This is a genomic window from Burkholderia sp. EMB26 (assembly GCF_024730645.1).
Classification (GTDB): Bacteria; Pseudomonadota; Gammaproteobacteria; order Burkholderiales; family Burkholderiaceae; genus Burkholderia; species Burkholderia cenocepacia.
Map to the genome: position 1 here is coordinate 239336 of NZ_CP078071.1, position 17659 is coordinate 256994.

Consider the following 17659-nt stretch of genomic DNA (forward strand, 5'->3'; position numbering starts at 1 on the left):
CGCGGCGACGTTGCGCGGGAGAGCATCATGAGGAACACGATTGTCCGAAGTCTGTGCGTCGTCCTGGCCGGCCTCGCGGCCGCGCCGGGCGTCGCCGATGCGCAGAGCAGCGCTTACACGAATTCGCCGGCCGAGCTGTTTGCCGGGCCGGCGCCCGATTATCCGGTGGTCGCGCAGATTCCGCCCGGCACCGCGCTCGACGTCTTCGGTTGCCTGAGCGACTACACGTGGTGCGACGTCGCCCTGCCGGGCGTGCGCGGCTGGATCGATGCGCAGTTGCTCGACTATCCGTACCAGGGCAGCTACGTGCCGCTGCTCGAATACGGCGCGATCATCGGCGTGCCGGTGACCGGGTTCGCGATCGGCGCGTACTGGGATCGCTATTACCGGCATCGCCCGTGGTATCCCGACCGCGATCGTTGGGCGCATCGTGCGGAGCCGAGGCTCGGCCCCGGCGGCATGCCGCCGGCGCAAGGGCGTCCGCAACCGGGCGCGCCGCTGCAGGTCGCGCCGGGCGGCTCGCCGCCCGTGCATGACACGCGGCCGTCGGCCACGCGTGGCGGCTGGAATGGCGCGAACCGCGTGCCGCCGCCGGCTGCGCCGACACCGGCGCCCACACCGATGCCGGGCGGGATGGGTAATGCGCGCCCGGCCAGCCCGGCGGCGCCGACGCCGATGCCGGGCGGAGCGGGCAATGCGCGTCCGGCCAATCCGCCGCCGGCCGTGCTGCACCCGTCGCCCGCACCGGGCGGCGAGGGCCGCACGATGCCTCAGCCCACGCGCCAGGGCGGCTGGGGTGGCGGCGGTTATGCGCGGCCGCAAGGCGGCGGAAACGGCGGCGGCAACCACGGCGGCGGTGGAGGTGGCGGTCCCGACGAACTCCGTCACTGATGGCGTCGGTGCCGCGGATTTTCCCGGCGCCAGACGAAAAAAAGCCGCTCCGGAGAGCGGCTTTTTGACTGGGCAAGCGCGCGGCAGGGCAAGACGCCACCGGTCGCCCGTCGCATGCGTCGTCAGTCGTCGAGCAGCGACAGATCTCGCACGGCGCCCTTGTCGGCCGACATGACCAGCTTCGCGTATGCCTTCAGCGCGGCGGACACCTTGCGCGGACGCGGCTGCGCCGGCTTCCAGCCCTTCGCGTTCTGCTCTTCGCGGCGGCGCGCCAGTTCTTCGTCCGACACCAGCACGTCGATCGTGCGGTTCGGAATGTCGATGCGGATCCGGTCGCCGTCGCGCACGAGGCCGATCGCGCCGCCCGCTGCCGCTTCCGGCGAGCAGTGGCCGATCGACAGGCCCGACGTACCGCCCGAGAACCGGCCGTCCGTCAGCAGCGCACACGCCTTGCCGAGCCCCTTCGACTTGATGTAGCTGGTCGGGTAGAGCATTTCCTGCATGCCCGGGCCGCCCTTCGGGCCTTCGTAGCGCACGATCACCACGTCGCCGGCCTTGACCTTGTCGTTCAGGATGTTCTCGACCGCTTCGTCCTGCGATTCGGTCACATGAGCGGAGCCTTCGAACACGAGGATGCTCTCGTCGACGCCGGCCGTCTTCACGACGCAGCCGTCGAGCGCGATGTTGCCCGTCAGCACCGCGAGGCCGCCTTCCTTCGAGAACGCATGCTCGTACGAGCGGATGCAGCCTTCGGCGCGGTCGAGATCGAGGCTCGGCCAGCGCGTGTTCTGGCTGAACGCGACCTGCGTCGGGATGCCGGCCGGGCCGGCCAGGTAGAACGTGCGGACCGCGTCGTCCTGCGTGAGGACGATGTCCCATTGGTCGAGCGCGTCCTTCAGCGTCGGCGCGTGGACGGTCGGCACGTCGGTGTGCAGCTTGCCGGCGCGCTCGAGCTCGCCGAGGATCGCCATGATGCCGCCTGCGCGGTGGACGTCCTCGATGTGGTACTTGTTCGTGTTCGGCGCGACCTTGCACAGCTGCGGTACGGTGCGCGACAGGCGGTCGATGTCCTTCATCGTGAAGTCGATGCCGGCTTCCTGCGCGATCGCGAGCAGGTGCAGGATCGTGTTGGTCGAGCCGCCCATCGCGATGTCGAGCGTCATCGCGTTCTCGAACGCCTTGAAGCCGACCGAGCGCGGCAGCACGCGTTCGTCGTCCTGCTCGTAGTGCTGGCGCGTCAGTTCGACGATGCGGCGGCCCGCGCGCTTGAACAACTGTTCGCGATCGGCGTGCGTGGCGACCACCGTGCCGTTGCCGGGCAGCGACAGGCCGAGCGCTTCGGTCAGGCAGTTCATCGAGTTCGCGGTGAACATGCCCGAGCACGAGCCGCAGGTGGGGCAGGCCGAGCGTTCGACTTCGGCGACGTCGGCGTCCGAATACGACTGGTCGGCCGCGATCACCATCGCGTCGACGAGGTCGAGCTTCTTCAGTTCGACGGTCTTGGTGACCGGGTTCGCGAGGCGCGTCTTGCCGGCTTCCATCGGGCCGCCCGACACGAAGATCACCGGAATGTTGAGGCGCATCGCGGCCATCAGCATCCCCGGCGTGATCTTGTCGCAGTTCGAGATGCACACCATCGCGTCCGCGCAGTGCGCGTTCACCATGTATTCGACCGAGTCGGCGATGATGTCGCGGCTCGGCAGCGAGTACAGCATGCCGTCGTGGCCCATCGCGATGCCGTCGTCGACCGCGATCGTGTTGAATTCCTTCGCGACGCCGCCGGCGGCCTCGATCTCGCGCGCGACGAGCTGGCCAAGATCCTTCAGGTGCACGTGCCCGGGCACGAATTGCGTGAACGAGTTGACGACCGCGATGATCGGCTTCGAGAAATCGTCGTCTTTCATGCCGGTGGCGCGCCACAGCGAGCGCGCACCTGCCATGTTGCGGCCGGCGGTAGAGGTTTTGGAGCGGTAAGTGGGCATGGTGATGGCTGAAGAAATATCGCGGGAAAAGGGTGGAGGCACGGGAATAAAGGCCTCTCTCGTGCCCGTGCGAACAACCTCTTGAGCTGCGCCCTGGGCAAACTCCGCGATTATCCCACAGCCGACGGGCCTGCGGCGCCGGCGGAAGCGGGCGGGCGGCGGGGGCGTGAGCCGGGCAGCGGCCGCGTGCGCCACGCGCGCCGGGCCCGAAACGGGACGCAGGCCATCTTCAGCGCAGCCGGACGGCGGCTTCCTCGCCCGTCCTGCCGACGATGAAGCCGCGCCGTGCCGCTCGAGCGTGCGTCAGTCGAGCAGCGTCAGGATCTCGTCGTACAGCGGCTTCGGAATCCGCACGCCGTTCGCGATGCTGCGCGCGCGGGCGTCGAAGCGTCGTTGCGACGGCAGCCGCGCGCCCTGCGCGACGATCGATTCGAACATCCGCTCGCCGCGCGCGAGCCCCGTGTCGAGCTCGTCGCCGAGAAATACCTTCGGATCGAACGCGATCACGAGTTCGCCGTGGCACGGCGTCGCGCCGACGCCCTCGTCGAAGTCCATCGATTCCCGGCTCGTCATGTCGCCGATCAGCGCGCCGCCGAGCAGCTCGACCATCGCCGCGAGCGCCGAACCCTTGTGGCCGCCGAACGTGCGCATCGCGCCTTGCAGCGCGGCCTTCGGGTCGGTGGTCGGCTGACCGTCCGCGTCGATCGCCCAGTGCGACGGAATCGCCTTGCCTTGCTTCGCGTGCAGCTCGATGTCGCCGCGCGCGATCGCGCTCGTCGCGAAATCGAACACGAACGGCTCGCCGCCCGGGCGCGGCCACGCGAACGCGATCGGGTTGGTGCCGAACACCGGTTCGCGGCCGCCTTCCGGCGCGACCCAGCTGTGGCTCGGGTTCATCGCGATGCCGACCAGCCCTTCGGCCGCGATCGCCTCGACCTCGGGCCACAGCGCGGAGAAGTGATAGCAGTGGTTGATCGCCATCGCGGCGATGCCGTGCTGCTTCGCCATCTCGACCAGCACGGGCAGCCCGGTCTCGAAGCTCAGCAGCGAGAAGCCGCGATGCGCATCGACCGCGACGATCGACGACGACAGCCGGCGCAGCGTCGGCACGGCTTGCGGATCGACCTTGCCTTTCTTCAGCGACCGCACGCAGACGAGCAGCCGGTACACGCCGTGCGAATGGCATTCGTCGCGCTGGCCCTGCGTGATCACGTTCGCGATGGCGCGCGCATGCGCGTCGGACATCCCGTGGTGCGTCAGCACGCGCAACGCGAGCGCCTGGACTTCATCGAGCGACAGGACGACTTCGGTGGTGTGGTCAGCCATGGTTCACCTCGCGCGGGGCGGGCACGCCGTCGATGCGTTGCGGCACGTGCAGCGGATTGCTGCAGCGGATCGCGTCCGGCAGCAGCGCGTCCGGCACGTCCTGGTACGACACGGGCCGCAGGAAGCGCTCGATCGCGCGGGCGCCGACGGACGTCGTGCGCGTGTCGGACGTCGCCGGGAACGGGCCGCCGTGCACCATCGCATGGCCGACCTCGACGCCCGTGCCGAAGCCGTTGACGAGAATGCGGCCGGCCTTGCGTTCGAGCGTCGGACGCAGCGCGGCGAACAGCGCCGCGTCGCCGTCGGCGATGTGTGCGGCGATCGTCAACTGGCCTTCGAGCGATTTCAGCACACGATGCAGCGTGTCGGTGTCCGGGCAGCGCACGATCAGCGACGCGGGACCGAACACTTCGTCGCGCAATTCGGGGTGGGCGATGAATGCGTCCGCAGAGGTTGCGAGCAGCGCCGCGCGCGCCTGATGGCGGCCGCCTTCGACGCCTTCGGCCAGCAGCGCGACGGCCGAGTGATCGCGCAGCGCCGCGACGCCTTGCGCATAGCTCGCATGGATGGGCGGTGTCAGCATCGTCTGGGCGGCGACGGCGCGCACGGCGTCGGCCGCTGCGGCTTCGAACGCGCGCAGCGCGGGGCCGTCGACCGCCAGCACGAGGCCCGGGTTCGTGCAGAACTGGCCGGCGCCGAGCGTGAGCGACGCGACGAACTGCGGCGCGATCGCATCGTGACGCGCGTCGAGCGCGGCGGGACACAGCAGCACCGGGTTGATCGAGCTCATTTCCGCATAGACGGGGATCGGCTCGGGGCGCGCAGCCGCGATATGCATCAGCGCGACGCCGCCGCGACGCGACCCGGTGAAGCCGACCGCCTTGATGCGCGGATCGGCGACGAGCGCCTGGCCGATCTCGCGCGACGCGTCGAACAGCAGCGAGAACACACCGGCCGGCATCCCGCATTCGCGCGCGGCCTGCTGGATCGCGCGACCGACGAGTTCCGACGTGCCCGGATGCGCGGAATGCGCCTTGACGATCACCGGGCAGCCGGCCGCGAGCGCCGACGCCGTGTCGCCGCCGGCCACCGAGAACGCGAGCGGGAAGTTCGACGCGCCGAACACGGCCACCGGCCCGACCGCGACGTTGCGCAGGCGCAGGTCGACGCGCGGCAGCGGCTTGCGTTCGGGGCGCGCCGGGTCGATGCGGGCGTCGAGAAAACCGCCGTCCCGCACGAGCGACGCGAACAGCGCGAGCTGGCCGACCGTGCGGCCGCGTTCGCCTTCGATGCGCGCGCGCGGCAGCCCCGTTTCGACGACGCAGCGCTCGATCAGGTCGTCGCCGAGCGCCATGATGTGGCGGCCGATCGCGTCGAGGAACGCGGCGCGTGCGTCGAGCGACGTTTCGCGATAGGTGTCGAACGCGTCGTCGGCGAGTGCGCACGCCGTTTCCAGATCGTGCAGGCTCGCGCCGCCGAACGCCGGTTCGAGCGGTTCACCGGTGGCGGCGGCGATCGCATGGAGAGTGCCGTTCTGTCCGGCGACGGCCGACTGGCCGATCAGGAGCTGACCTGTGAGTTGCATGGTTTTCCTCGGAAAAAAGCCGGGCCGGGCGTGCTGCGCCCGGCCGCTGGAAGGGAGAAGGGCGCGCGCGTCAATCCTCGTCGTCGTCGAGTTGCAGCTTGTCGGTGCGCACGCCGGTGTTTGCGCCCCAGTAGTAGATGACGAGCGCGACGGCCGCGACGACGACCGTGTCGTACGGATGCGCGAGCCGGCCCGTGCCGCCGAAGCCGCCGAGATACGACAGCACGATCATCGCCGCATAGAACGCGATCAGCCACGCGGACGAACGCACCTGCTCGGCGAGGCTCAGGTGCGCGGTCGGCACCCAGCGGCGGCACGCGAGATAGATCGCGAACATCACGATCTGCAGGCCGAGCAGCCAGGACACCGTGCTCCAGCCCGACCAGTAGACGATCAACGCGGCGATCACGAACGACGCGGGGCCGGTGAGGCCGAACGCGCTGGCGCGGAACGGCCGCGGCAGGTCGGGCGCGGTGCGGCGCAGCGCGGCGACCGACACCGGGGCGACCGCATAGCTGAGCACCAGCGCGGCCGACACGATGTTGATCAGCGCTTCCCACGACGGGAACGGCAGCGTCCAGAAGATCGCGAGGCCGAACGTGAGCCACAGGCCCGCGCGCGGGATGCCCGACGCTTCGTCGACGCGCGTGAACACCTTGAAGAAGGTGCCCGTCTTCGCCCAGCCGTAGACCACGCGCGGCGTCGCGTTCATGTAGATGTTGCCGCAGCCGCTCGGCGAGATCATCGCGTCGGCGACGACCATCACCGCGAGCCAGCCGACGCCGAGCGCGAGGGCGATGTCGCGGTACGGCAGCGAGAACGCCTTGCTCACGTCGTGCCAGCCTGCGGCGAGCATGGCCGTCGGGATGCTGCCGATGAACGCGAGTTGCAGCAGCACGTAGATCAGCGTCGACAGCAGGATCGACAGGATCAGCGCGATCGGGATCGTGCGCTGCGGATTGCGCACCTCGCTCGCGACCGACACGATCGGCGTGAGCCCGAGATACGCGAAAATGATGCCGCCGGCCGACACGGCCATCTCGATGCCCGGCATGCCGAACGGCGCGAAGCCGTGCACGGTCAGGTTCGCGGGCTTGAAGAACGTGAACAGCACCGCGATCACCGACAGCGGCACGATGAACTTGAAGATGCTGATGATGTTGTTCGCCTTCGCGAACGTCTTCACGCTCGAATAGTTCAGGTAAAAGAAGAAGCAGAGCAGCGCGGCCTGCACGAGCCAGCCTAGCGTGGTGGGGTCGCTCGATCCTTCGACCGTCAGCCCCGGAAACCATGCGGCCGCGTACTGGCGCGCGGCGACGACTTCGATCGCGATCAGGCTCGAGAACGCGATCAGCGTGATGAAGCCCATCAGGTAGCCGAGCAGCGGGCCGTGCGAGAACACCGGGTAGCGCACCACGCCGCCCGCGCGCGGCAGCGCGGCGCCGAGTTCGCAGTAGACGATGCCGAGCAGCAGGACCGCGAAGCCGCCGAGCAGCCACGAGAAGATGCCGGCCGGGCCCGCGATCGTCGACACATGACTCGCGGCGAACAGCCACCCCGAACCGAAAATGGCGCCGAGACCGATGAACGTGAGATCGGTCAGCGACAGCTGTTTCTTGAACTTGCCGTGACCCGCGCCGGGGTGCGCGGAACGGGAAAGCGGGACAGACGGGTGTGCGTTGCCTTGGCCTGGCATGGGCTTGTCTCCTGGGGAATGTCGGTGCAGGCGCGCGTGGCGCGCTCCGACGGAGCAGCGCGCACGCCTGCCGGCCGGCGTCGCCCGGTTCGAACGACCGGGGCGGGCCGCGACCCGTTCACCGGCGGCGCGGGCTGGCGCCGCCGGTGAACGGGCCCGCAGGCCATGCCGGACCGCGGACGGCGACGAACAGGGGCAAGCCCGCGCGCCGCCGCAGGGGCGTCGATCAGAGACCGACGTCGGGCAGCGCCGGGCGCGTTTCGAGCGCCTTCGCGACGATGGCCTTCACTTCCGCGAGCGTGTCGCCTTGCAGCGCGAGGCGCGGCGGGCGCGTGATCGCGCTGCCGCGGCCGACCAGCTCTTCGCACAGCTTGATGCACTGCACGAGGTCGGGGCGTGCGTCGAGGTGCAGCAGCGGCATGAACCAGCGATACAGCGCGAGCGCTTCGTCGAAGCGCTTCTGCTTCGCGAGGCGGAACAGCGTCTCGCCTTCCTTCGGGAACGCGTTCGACATGCCCGACACCCAGCCTTCCGCGCCGACCGCGATGCTCTCGACCACGACGTCGTCGAGGCCCGCGAACAGCACGAAGCGATCGCCGACCGCATTGCGCAGGTCGATGAAGCGGCGCGTATCGCCCGACGAATCCTTGAAGCAGACGATGTTCTCGCAATCCTGCAACGCGATCAGCACGTCGGGCGTCACGTCGTTCTTGTAGATCGGCGGGTTGTTGTAGACCATCACCGGCAGGTCGGTGCTCGTCGCGACCGCGCGGAAGTGCGCGGCGGTTTCGTGCGGCTTCGCCGAGTAGACGAGCGCGGGCATCACCATCACGCCGTCGACGCCGACGCGCTGCGCTTCGCGCACCGTGTTGCGCGCGAATTCGGTCGTGAATTCGGCGATGCCGGCGATCACCGGAATCTTGCCGCCGGCCGCGTCGCGTGCGGCCTCGATGACCTGCAGCTTCTCGCTCGTCGACAGCGACGTGTTTTCGCCGACCGTGCCGCAGACCACGAGGCCCGACACGCCGTCGTTCACCAGGTTCTTGACCACGCGGTGCGTGGCGTCGATGTCGAGGGAAAAGTCCGGCTTGAACTGGGTGCTGACGGCCGGGAAAACCCCGGTCCACTGAATGGCGTTTCGGCTCACTGAAATCTCCTACGTTCGTATCGGTCGGCCGACGGGTGTGTCGGTGTGGCAACCAGTATCGCCGCGCAAACGCCCATCACGCTTGAGTCGTATCGCGGAGCAAAATGACGAAATCGGCACAGTGGCCGGCAGGGGCGGGAGGGGCGCATCGCACTATGCCGATTTCGTCGTCGTCCTCATCGAAAAGCCACAAGCGGACGGACGCGCGACGGAGGAAGCTATGCTCCTTTCCCCACTTCGGACGGCTCATGATGAAGCGCATCCAGATCATCGATTCGCACACGGGCGGCGAACCCACTCGGCTCGTCGTGTCCGGCTTTCCGTCGCTCGGCAACGGCACGATGGCCGAGCGGCGCGACGTGCTCGCGCGCGAGCACGACCGTTACCGCACCGCGTGCATCCTCGAGCCGCGCGGCAGCGACGTGCTGGTCGGCGCGCTGCTGTGCGACCCGGTAGCGCCCGACGCGGCGGCCGGCGTGATCTTCTTCAACAATAGCGGCTATCTCGGGATGTGCGGGCACGGCACGATCGGCGTCGTGCGCACGCTGCATCACATGGGACGCATCGCGCCGGGCGTGCACAGGATCGAGACGCCGGTCGGCACCGTCGAGGCGACGCTGCACGACGACCTGTCGGTCAGCGTGCGCAACGTGCCCGCGTATCGCCACGCGCAGGGCGTCGCGCTCGACGTGCCGGGATACGGCCCCGTGAAGGGCGACATCGCGTGGGGCGGCAACTGGTTCTTCCTGATCAGCGACCACGGGCAGCGCGTCGCCGGCGACAACGTCGCGGCGCTCACCGCGTATGCGTCGGCCGTGCGCGAAGGGCTGGAACGCGCGGGCATCACCGGCGCGAACGGCGGCGAGATCGACCACATCGAGCTGTTCGCCGACGATCCCGAGCACGACAGCCGCAGCTTCGTGCTGTGCCCGGGCCTCGCGTACGACCGTTCGCCGTGCGGCACCGGCACGAGCGCGAAGCTCGCGTGCCTCGCGGCCGACGGCAAGCTCGCACCGGGCGCCGTGTGGCGGCAGGCGAGCGTGATCGGCAGCGTGTTTCACGCGAGCTACGAGCGGGCCGACGGCGGCATCGTGCCGACGATTCGCGGCAGCGCGCACCTGAGCGCGGAAGCGACGCTGCTGATCGAGGAAGACGATCCGTTCGGCTGGGGCATCGGGTCGTGAGCGAAGCGAAGACCGACGTCGTCGTGATCGGCGCCGGCATCGTCGGCGCGGCGTGCGCGCACGAACTCGCGCAGCGCGGGCTGCGCGTGCTCGTCGTCGACGATGCGAGCGGCGGCGCGACCGGCGCAGGCATGGGGCACCTCGTCGCGATGGACGACAACGCGGCGGAGCTCGCGCTGAGCCATTACTCGATCGAACTGTGGCGCGCGTTGAGCGGCGAGATGCCCGACGGCTGCGCCTACCGCAACTGCGGCACGCTGTGGCTCGCGGCCGATGCGCACGAGATGGATCTGGCGCGCGCGAAGCAGGCGACGCTCGCCGCGCACGGCGTGGCCGGCGAGCTGATCGACGCGGCGGCGCTCGCGCAACTGGAGCCGATGCTGCGCGCGGGCCTCGGCGGCGCGCTGAAGATTCCTGGCGACGCGATTCTCTACGCACCCGTCACCGCGAACTGGCTGCTGCAGCGCGCGCCGCGCGTCACGGTGCGCCGCGAGCGGGCCGTCGCGGTCGATGGCCCGAGCGTGACGCTCGCAAGCGGCGACGTGCTGCGCGCGGAGCGCGTGGTGGTCGCGAACGGCGTCGCGGCGCGTACGCTGCTGCCCGAATTGCCGCTGCGCCCGAAAAAAGGGCATCTGCTGATTACCGACCGCTATCCGGGCCACGTGTCGCACCAGCTCGTCGAGCTGGGCTATGCGGCGAGCGCGCACGCGAGCGACGGCACGTCGGTCGCGTTCAACGTGCAGCCGCGGCCGACCGGTCAGTTGCTGATCGGCTCGTCGCGCCAGTTCGACACCGAGGACGCGCAGGTCGAGCCGCCCGTGCTCGCGCGCATGCTGCGCCGCGCGGTCGGCTATCTGCCGGCGCTGGCCGATCTGAACGGCATCCGCGCCTGGACCGGCTTTCGCTCCGCGAGTCCCGACGGCCTGCCGCTGCTCGGCGAGCACCCGGCGCGGCCGGGCGTGTGGCTCGCGGTCGGGCACGAAGGGCTCGGCGTGACGACCGCACCGGGCAGCGCGCGGCTCGTCGCCGCGCTGATGGCCGGCGAGCGGCCGCCCATCGAGATCGAACCGTATTTGCCGGGACGCTTCCTGACCGCGTCCCCCGTAGCTGGAGCGCTGACATGAAACCATCCCCACGCTTACTTCGTTCGCCGTCGGCCGGCGTTGGCGCTTCAGCGCTTACGCCGGTCCCATGCAAGGTGCCTCCGGCGGGGGCCGTCAGCCGTCCACGGCCGGCTTTGCAAAGCCGGCCCGCTACGCAGGCGCAGAGCGATGCGCTGCGAATTCCCTGCTACGCCCTTGCGGCGGCCCGGCGGAGGCTGAGATGAAACGACCCCCACGCTCACTTTGTTCGCTGCCCCCCGCGGGGGCGGTCAGCCTCCTTGGGGCGGCCCGGCGGAGGCGGACATGATCATTCATCTGGACGGCCGCGCGCTGACGGTGGCCGACGGCGCGACCGTCGCGGCCGCCGTCGCGGCGAGCGGCGACGACATGACGCGCGTGTCGTGCACGGGTGCGGCGCGTGCGCCGTTTTGCGGAATGGGCATCTGCCAGGAATGCCGGATGACGATCGACGGCCGGCGCCGGCTGGCGTGCCAGACGCTGTGCCGCGACGGCATGCAGGTGGAGCGCACGCGATGAATCAGGAACGATTGAGCGTCGACGTCGCGATCGTCGGCGCGGGCCCGGCCGGGCTGTCGGCCGCACGAGCCGCCGCGCGCAGCGGCGCGACGGTTGCGATCGTCGACGACAACCCGCGCGCGGGCGGGCAGATCTGGCGGCAGCCGGCAGCGTCCGCACCGACGCCGGCCGCCGCCGAACGCCTTGCCGTGCTGCGACAGCCGAACGTCACGCATCTCGCGGCGACGCGCATCGTCGCCGAAACGCAGCCGGGCACGCTGCTGCTCGAGGACGACGAACGCGGGCTGCTGCTCGATTTCCGGACGCTGATTCTCTGCTGCGGCGCGCGCGAGCTGCTGCTGCCGTTTCCGGGCTGGACGCTGCCGGGCGTGACCGGCGCGGGCGGCTTGCAGGCGCTGATCAAGTACGGGCTCGACGTGCGCGGGCAGCGCACGGTGATCGCGGGCAGCGGGCCGCTGCTGCTGGCGAGCGCGGCGACGGCCCGGCAGGCCGGCGCACGCGTGTCGCACGTGCTCGAACAGGCCGCATGGGGCGACGTCGCTGGCTTCGGCGCGGGGCTGTGGCGCTGGCCGTCGAAGCTCGCGCAGGCCGCGAAGCTCGTCACGGCTGCTTATCGGCCGGCTGCGTACGTCGTCGAGGCGTTCGGCGACCAGCGGCTCGAACGCGTGCGGATTCGCCAGGGCGATCGCGAATTCGACGTCGACTGCGACCGGCTCGCGTGCGGCTTCGGCCTCGTGCCGAATACCGTGCTGCCGCGTCATCTCGGCTGCCGGATCGAGCACGGCGCGGTGGCGGTCGACGCACACCAGCGCACGAGTCGCGACGGGTATTTCGCGGCGGGCGAGTGCACGGGCGTCGGCGGCAGCGAGCTGGCGATGGTCGAAGGCGAAATCGCCGGGTACGCAGCGACCGGGCAGACTGCACGACTGGCCGCGCGGGTCGCGCGGCGCGCGCACTGGCAGGCTTTCGCGGAGGCCGTACGCGAGCGCTTCGCGATCCGGGAGCCGATCCGCCGGCTCGCGCGGCCCGACACGCTGCTGTGTCGTTGCGAAGACGTGCGGTTCGATGCGGTCGCGCGGGAACCGGGCTGGACGGCCGCCAAACTGCAGTCGCGTTGCGGGATGGGCGCGTGCCAGGGCCGCGTGTGCGGTGCAGCCGCACAGACGCTGTTCGGCTGGACGCCGCCGGCGCCGCGCACGCCGCTCGTGCCCGCGCGGGTCGGCACGCTGATGCTCGACGGTACGGGGCCCTGCGACGGCGCATGATGCGTGCGGCGTCGCGGTGAAGCGGCCCGGTTCGCGCCGGGCCGCGCCTTTCATTCCACCTTCACTTTCTCCCATCCGCCAACCTGCGGTGCCGCACAGGCGCGCAGGCACTCGATCGTCGCGGCCACGGCCGCGCGGTTCGCGCTGTCGGGGTGCCAGTACATCGATACCGCGCCCTGGCCCTCGAGTTCCATCGGCAGGATGCGGATCGCGTTCAGTTGCGCGAAGCGCCGCGCGGCGCGGTGCGACGCGACGCCGAGCAGGTCGGTGTTGTTCAGCAGCGTGAGGTTGAGAATCGACGAATTCGATTCGACGCAGTGCGGCGGCTGCACGCGGCCGGCGGCGTGCAGCGCGGCTTCCAGCGCATTGTGGACGGGCGTACCCGCCGGCCACACGATCCACGGATAGGCGAGCACGTCGTCCCAGCCGAGCGACGTCGCGCCGGCGAGTGCGTGGTCGGGCCGCGCGACGAACACGACCGGATCGACGTACAACGCTTCGGCATGCAGCAGCGGATCGACGGACGTCGAACCCGAACGGCCGACGACGATATCGAGTTCGCTGCGCGCGAGCTGCGGCATCAACTGGTTCATCGTGCTTTCGGTGAGCCGCACCTGCGCGCGCGGCATGCGTTTCAGCAGCTGCGACACCGCGAACGGCACCGTGTCGGCCGCCGCGACGCCCGACGTACCGATCGTCACGAGGCCGCTGCCGCCTTCGCGCAACGCGGCCATGTCGTCGCGCGCGATGTCGAGCTGCGCTTCGACGCGGCGCGCGTGCTCGATCAGCGCTTCGCCGTAAGGCGTCGGCCGCAGCCCGCGCGCATGCCGCTCGAACAGCGGCAGCCCGACATCCTCTTCCAGCTCCTTCAGCCATTTCGACAGCGCCGGCTGCGTGGTCGCGAGCGCGACCGCCGACTGGCTCAGATTGCCGGTGCCGGCCAGGCTCAACAGTACCTGCAGATGCCGCAGACGCAGCCGGTGGGTCCAGTCCATTGCATGCCTCGTTGCAGGTAGGTATATCCAGAAATATATGGATCAGATGATTTGACCATTTTACCGGGTATGTCTGCGTCGAATATAAATCTGCTGACGGACTGCAGTACGGTTCCCGCCCCGACATAGCGCCGACGCCGATCGGCCGACCCGCAGGAGACATCATGACGACTCATCCGGACGCGACGCGCGCCGCTTACTACGCACGAATCGCCGAGCAGCGCCTGGCGCCGCTGTGGGAATCGCTGCACAACCTCGTGCCGACCTCGCCGCAGCCGGCCGCGCAGGCCGCGATCTGGAAGTACGCACAGATACGCGACCTCGTGATGCAGGCCGGCAGCGTGATCAGCGCCGAAGAAGCGGTGCGTCGCGTGCTGGTGCTGGAGAACCCTGGGCTGCCGGGCAAGTCGAGCATGACGCCGAGCCTGTACGCGGGGCTGCAGCTGATCCTGCCGGGCGAGATCGCGCCGAGCCACCGTCATACGCAGTCGGCGCTGCGTTTCATCGTCGAAGGGCGCGGCGCGTGGACGGCCGTGAACGGCGAGCGCACGACGATGCATCCGGGCGACTTCATCATCACGCCGTCGTGGGCGTGGCACGACCACGGCAATCCGTCGGTGGAAGACGGCGGCGAGCCGGTCGTGTGGCTCGACGGGCTCGACATCCCGCTGCTCGCGCACCTCGACGCCGGTTTCGCGGAGAACTTCCCGGAAGCCGTGCAGCCGGTGAATCGTCCGGAAGGCGACAGCTTCGCGCGCTTCGGTCACAACATGGTGCCGGTGCGGCATCGCGTGAGCGATCCGACGTCGCCGGTGTTCAGCTATCCGTATGCGCGCAGCCGCGAGGCGCTCGACGCGCTGTACCGGAACGGCGAACTCGATGCGTGGGACGGCGTGAAGCTGCGCTACGTGAACCCCGCGACGGGCGGCTGGCCGATGCCGACCATCGCCACCTTCATGCAGTTCCTGCCCGCGGGCTTCGACGGCCGCACGTATCGCAGTACCGACGCGACGATCTATTGCGTCGTCGAAGGCAGCGGCGCCGCGCTGATCGGCGACCGGGCGTTCGCGTTCGCGCCGCACGACATCTTCGTCGCGCCGTCGTGGGCGCCGGTGCGGTTGTCGGCGTCGTCCGACAGCGTGCTGTTCAGCTATTCCGACCGGCCCGTGCTGTCCGCGCTGAACCTGCTGCGCGAAGCGCGCGACTGACGCCGGCGGCCGTCCACGATCCGTTTTCCGCGCGCCGCCGAAGTCGCGGCGCGCGCCCCTTCATTCATGTCTACGCTGGAGCCGTTCATGACTTTCGTATTCCCGCCCGAAGCGCCGGTAGCGCTGCCCGTTGCCGGCAGCGATGCCCGATTTGCGGTTCGCCGCGTCTATTGCGTCGGCCGCAACTACGCGGCCCATGCGCGCGAGATGGGCTTCGATCCCGATCGCGAGCCGCCGTTCTTCTTCTGCAAGCCCGCCGATTCGATCGTGCCGGTGGCGTACGGCGAGACGCTCGATCTCGCGTATCCGTCGCAGACGCAGAACTATCACTATGAAGCCGAACTCGTCGCGGTGATCGGCAAGGGCGGTTCGGACATTCCGCTCGAACGCGCGCTCGACCACGTGTGGGGCTATGCGGTGGGCCTCGACATGACGCGCCGCGACCTGCAGATGAAGATGCGCGAGATGGGGCGGCCGTGGGAAATCGGCAAGGCGTTCGACCGTTCGGCGCCGCTCGGGCCCGTGCATCGGGCGAGCGACGTCGGACATGTCGAGCAGGGCGGCCTGTGGCTGACCGTCAACGGCGCGACCAGGCAGAAGAGCGACGTGTCGCACCTGATCTGGTCGGTCGCGGAAACGGTGGCCGACCTGTCGAAGTTCTTCCGCCTCGAACCGGGCGACGTGATCTTTACCGGCACGCCCGAAGGGGTCGGGCCGGTGGTCGCGGGCGACGTGATGAAGGTCGGCGTCGAGCGTCTCGGCGAGCTGACCGTGCGTGTGGTCTGACGCCCGTTCGTCGCTTTCCTCGAAAGGTCACATCGTGCAACTGCATAGCTTCTTCAACAGTTCGACTTCCTACCGGGTGCGCATCGCGCTCGCGCTGAAAGGGCTGCCGTACGACACGCTGCCGGTGAACATCCGCACCGGCGAGCATCGCGACGCCGATTACATCGCGCAGGTGAACCCGTCGGCCGCGGTGCCGGCGCTGACCGACGGCGATTTCCGTCTCGGCCAGTCGCTCGCGATCCTCGATTACCTCGACCAGATCCAGCCGACGCCTCGGCTGATTCCGCTCGAACCGCGGCGCCGGGCGCGCGTGCTGGAACTCGCCGCGCTGATCGCCTGCGACATCCATCCGGTCAACAACCTGCGCGTGCTGCGCTATCTCGACAGCGAGCTGAAGGTCACGCCGCAACAGAAGAGTGCGTGGTACCGGCACTGGGTCGCGGAAGGGATGGCCGGCGTCGAGCGGCTGCTGGCCCGCGCGAACGCGGGCCCGTGGTGTTTCGGCGATGCGCCGACGCTGGCCGACGTGTGCCTGGTGCCGCAGGTCGCGAACGCGTTGCGGATGGATTGCGACCTGAGCGCGTATCCGCGCTGCCTCGCGGTGGTCGAGCACGCGCGGCACGAACCGGCGTTCGAGGCCGCGCAACCGCAGCGGCAACCGGACTACGTCGCGTAACACGAATCGCGTCATAGACGCAGGAGACGAACATGGGCGAGACAATCAACAACGGCCGGCGCGTACTCGTGATCGGCGGCGGTATCGGCGGGCTCGCGACGGCGCTGGCGCTCGCGCGTCAGGGCATTCGCGTGAAGCTGCTCGAACAGGCAGAACGGATCGGCGAGATCGGTGCGGGCATCCAGCTCGCCGCGAACGCGTTCAACGCGCTCGATGCGCTGGGTGTCGGCGAGGCGGCGCGCGGTCGCGCGGTGTTGACCGACTGGCTGCAACTGATGGATGCGATCGATGCACGCGAGGTCGCGCGCATCGATACGGGCGCCGCGTATCGCGACCGTTTCGGCAATCCGTATGCGGTGATTCATCGCGCGGACATTCACCTGTCGATCTACGAGGCGGTCAAGGATCATCCGCTGATCGAATTCCGGACGAGCACGCAGGTGTGCGGGTTCGAGCAGGACGGCAACGGCGTGACCGTGATCGACCAGCACGGCGAACGCTATCGTGCCGACGCGGTGATCGGCTGCGACGGCGTGAAATCCGCGATCCGTCAGGCGCTGATCGGCGATGCGCATCGCGTGACGGGCCATGTCGTGTATCGCGCGGTGGTCGAGGTCGACAACATGCCGAAGGATTTGCAGATCAATGCGCCGGTCGTATGGGCCGGCCCGCATTGCCATCTGGTTCACTATCCGCTGCGCGGCGGGCGCCAGTACAACCTGGTCGTCACGTTCCACAGCCGCGAGCAGGAGACCTGGGGCGTGCGCGACGGCAGCAAGGAAGAAGTGCTGTCGTACTTCGACGGCATCCATCCGCTGCCGAAACAGATGCTCGACCGGCCGACGTCATGGAAGCGCTGGGCGACCGCCGACCGCGATCCGGTCGAGCGCTGGAGCGCGGGCCGTGCGACGGTGCTCGGCGACGCCGCGCATCCGATGACGCAATACATCGCGCAGGGCGCGTGCCAGGCGCTCGAGGACGCGGTGACGCTCGGCGCGGCCGTTGCGCAGACCGACGGCGATTTCGAGGCCGCGTTCGCGCTGTACGAACGCGTGCGGATTCCACGCACCGCACGCGTGCTGTATTCGGCGCGCGAGATGGGGCGGATCTACCACGCGAAGGGCGTCGAGCGGCAGGTGCGCAACGGGCTGTGGGTCGGGCGCACGGACGCGCAGTTCTACGACGCGCTCGACTGGCTGCACGGCTGGCGTGCGGAGGATTGCCTGAAGACGGCCGCATAGCGCACCCGTTCAGCCCGATTCCGGCGGCGCGCATTTC

15 protein-coding genes are annotated in these 17659 nt (G+C 69.5%); 9 read left to right on the forward strand and 6 right to left on the reverse strand.

Annotated elements, in window-relative coordinates:
• Nucleotides 1-27: 27 nt before the first annotated feature.
• Entirely contained in the window at nt 28-891 is an 864-nt protein-coding gene (locus KU887_RS17810) for an SH3 domain-containing protein (RefSeq protein WP_258256936.1), read from the forward strand.
• Between the two features lie 122 nt (nt 892-1013).
• On the opposite strand, the gene ilvD is transcribed toward KU887_RS17810, so the two are convergent.
• From ilvD to KU887_RS17835, 5 genes are all read right to left on the reverse strand, one after another.
• A complete protein-coding gene (gene ilvD, locus KU887_RS17815) occupies nt 1014-2873 on the reverse strand; it encodes a dihydroxy-acid dehydratase (protein WP_012493271.1) in 1860 nt (619 codons plus the stop codon).
• Nucleotides 2874-3176: 303 nt separating this feature from the next.
• A complete protein-coding gene (locus tag KU887_RS17820) occupies nt 3177-4199 on the reverse strand; it encodes an Ldh family oxidoreductase (protein ID WP_034202475.1) in 1023 nt (340 codons plus the stop codon).
• The gene (locus KU887_RS17825) at nt 4192-5784 is read right to left on the reverse strand and encodes an aldehyde dehydrogenase (NADP(+)) (RefSeq protein WP_205672134.1); all 1593 of its coding nucleotides are present in this window, start codon (nt 5782-5784) and stop codon (nt 4192-4194) included. The genes KU887_RS17820 and KU887_RS17825 overlap by 8 nt, the downstream gene beginning before the upstream one ends.
• Nucleotides 5785-5854: 70 nt before the next feature.
• Nucleotides 5855-7480 (reverse strand): APC family permease, encoded by a 1626-nt coding sequence (locus KU887_RS17830; RefSeq protein ID WP_006491049.1) that lies wholly within the window; start codon nt 7478-7480, stop codon nt 5855-5857.
• Nucleotides 7481-7706: 226 nt separating this feature from the next.
• Complete coding sequence (locus KU887_RS17835) at nt 7707-8627, reverse strand: dihydrodipicolinate synthase family protein (RefSeq protein ID WP_006484863.1); 921 nt, start codon at nt 8625-8627, stop codon at nt 7707-7709.
• Between the two features lie 251 nt (nt 8628-8878).
• On the opposite strand from KU887_RS17835, the gene KU887_RS17840 reads away from it, so the two are divergent.
• The 4 genes from KU887_RS17840 to KU887_RS17855 all read left to right on the forward strand — a co-directional run bounded on the left by KU887_RS17840 (nt 8879) and on the right by KU887_RS17855 (nt 12716).
• Complete coding sequence (locus tag KU887_RS17840; protein WP_060266117.1) at nt 8879-9811, forward strand: 4-hydroxyproline epimerase; 933 nt, start codon at nt 8879-8881, stop codon at nt 9809-9811.
• Nucleotides 9808-10935, forward strand: a complete 1128-nt coding sequence (locus tag KU887_RS17845) for an FAD-binding oxidoreductase (RefSeq protein WP_060265764.1) — start codon at nt 9808-9810, stop codon at nt 10933-10935. The genes KU887_RS17840 and KU887_RS17845 overlap by 4 nt, the downstream gene beginning before the upstream one ends.
• Before the next feature lie 282 nt (nt 10936-11217).
• Nucleotides 11218-11451 carry a 2Fe-2S iron-sulfur cluster-binding protein gene (locus KU887_RS17850; RefSeq protein WP_006491351.1) on the forward strand — a complete coding sequence of 78 codons (234 nt, stop codon included), beginning with the start codon at nt 11218-11220 and terminating at the stop codon, nt 11449-11451.
• Complete coding sequence (locus KU887_RS17855; RefSeq protein ID WP_124675455.1) at nt 11448-12716, forward strand: FAD/NAD(P)-binding oxidoreductase; 1269 nt, start codon at nt 11448-11450, stop codon at nt 12714-12716. The genes KU887_RS17850 and KU887_RS17855 overlap by 4 nt, the downstream gene beginning before the upstream one ends.
• A 50-nt stretch (nt 12717-12766) precedes the next feature.
• Here KU887_RS17855 and KU887_RS17860 read toward each other — a convergent pair whose 3' ends face one another.
• Entirely contained in the window at nt 12767-13711 is a 945-nt protein-coding gene (locus KU887_RS17860) for a LysR substrate-binding domain-containing protein (RefSeq protein ID WP_006495053.1), read from the reverse strand.
• Between the two features lie 164 nt (nt 13712-13875).
• On the opposite strand from KU887_RS17860, the gene gtdA reads away from it, so the two are divergent.
• From gtdA to KU887_RS17880, 4 genes are all read left to right on the forward strand, one after another.
• Nucleotides 13876-14919, forward strand: a complete 1044-nt coding sequence (gene gtdA, locus KU887_RS17865) for a gentisate 1,2-dioxygenase (protein ID WP_006495052.1) — start codon at nt 13876-13878, stop codon at nt 14917-14919.
• An 87-nt stretch (nt 14920-15006) separates the two neighbouring features.
• Nucleotides 15007-15705: a fumarylacetoacetate hydrolase family protein gene (locus KU887_RS17870; RefSeq protein ID WP_006488722.1), complete on the forward strand. Its 699-nt coding sequence runs from the start codon at nt 15007-15009 to the stop codon at nt 15703-15705.
• 34 nt (nt 15706-15739) lie between these two features.
• Entirely contained in the window at nt 15740-16381 is a 642-nt protein-coding gene (gene maiA, locus KU887_RS17875; protein ID WP_006495051.1) for a maleylacetoacetate isomerase, read from the forward strand.
• Nucleotides 16382-16413: 32 nt separating this feature from the next.
• A complete protein-coding gene (locus tag KU887_RS17880; protein ID WP_034202470.1) occupies nt 16414-17622 on the forward strand; it encodes a 3-hydroxybenzoate 6-monooxygenase in 1209 nt (402 codons plus the stop codon).
• Nucleotides 17623-17659: the final 37 nt, after the last annotated feature.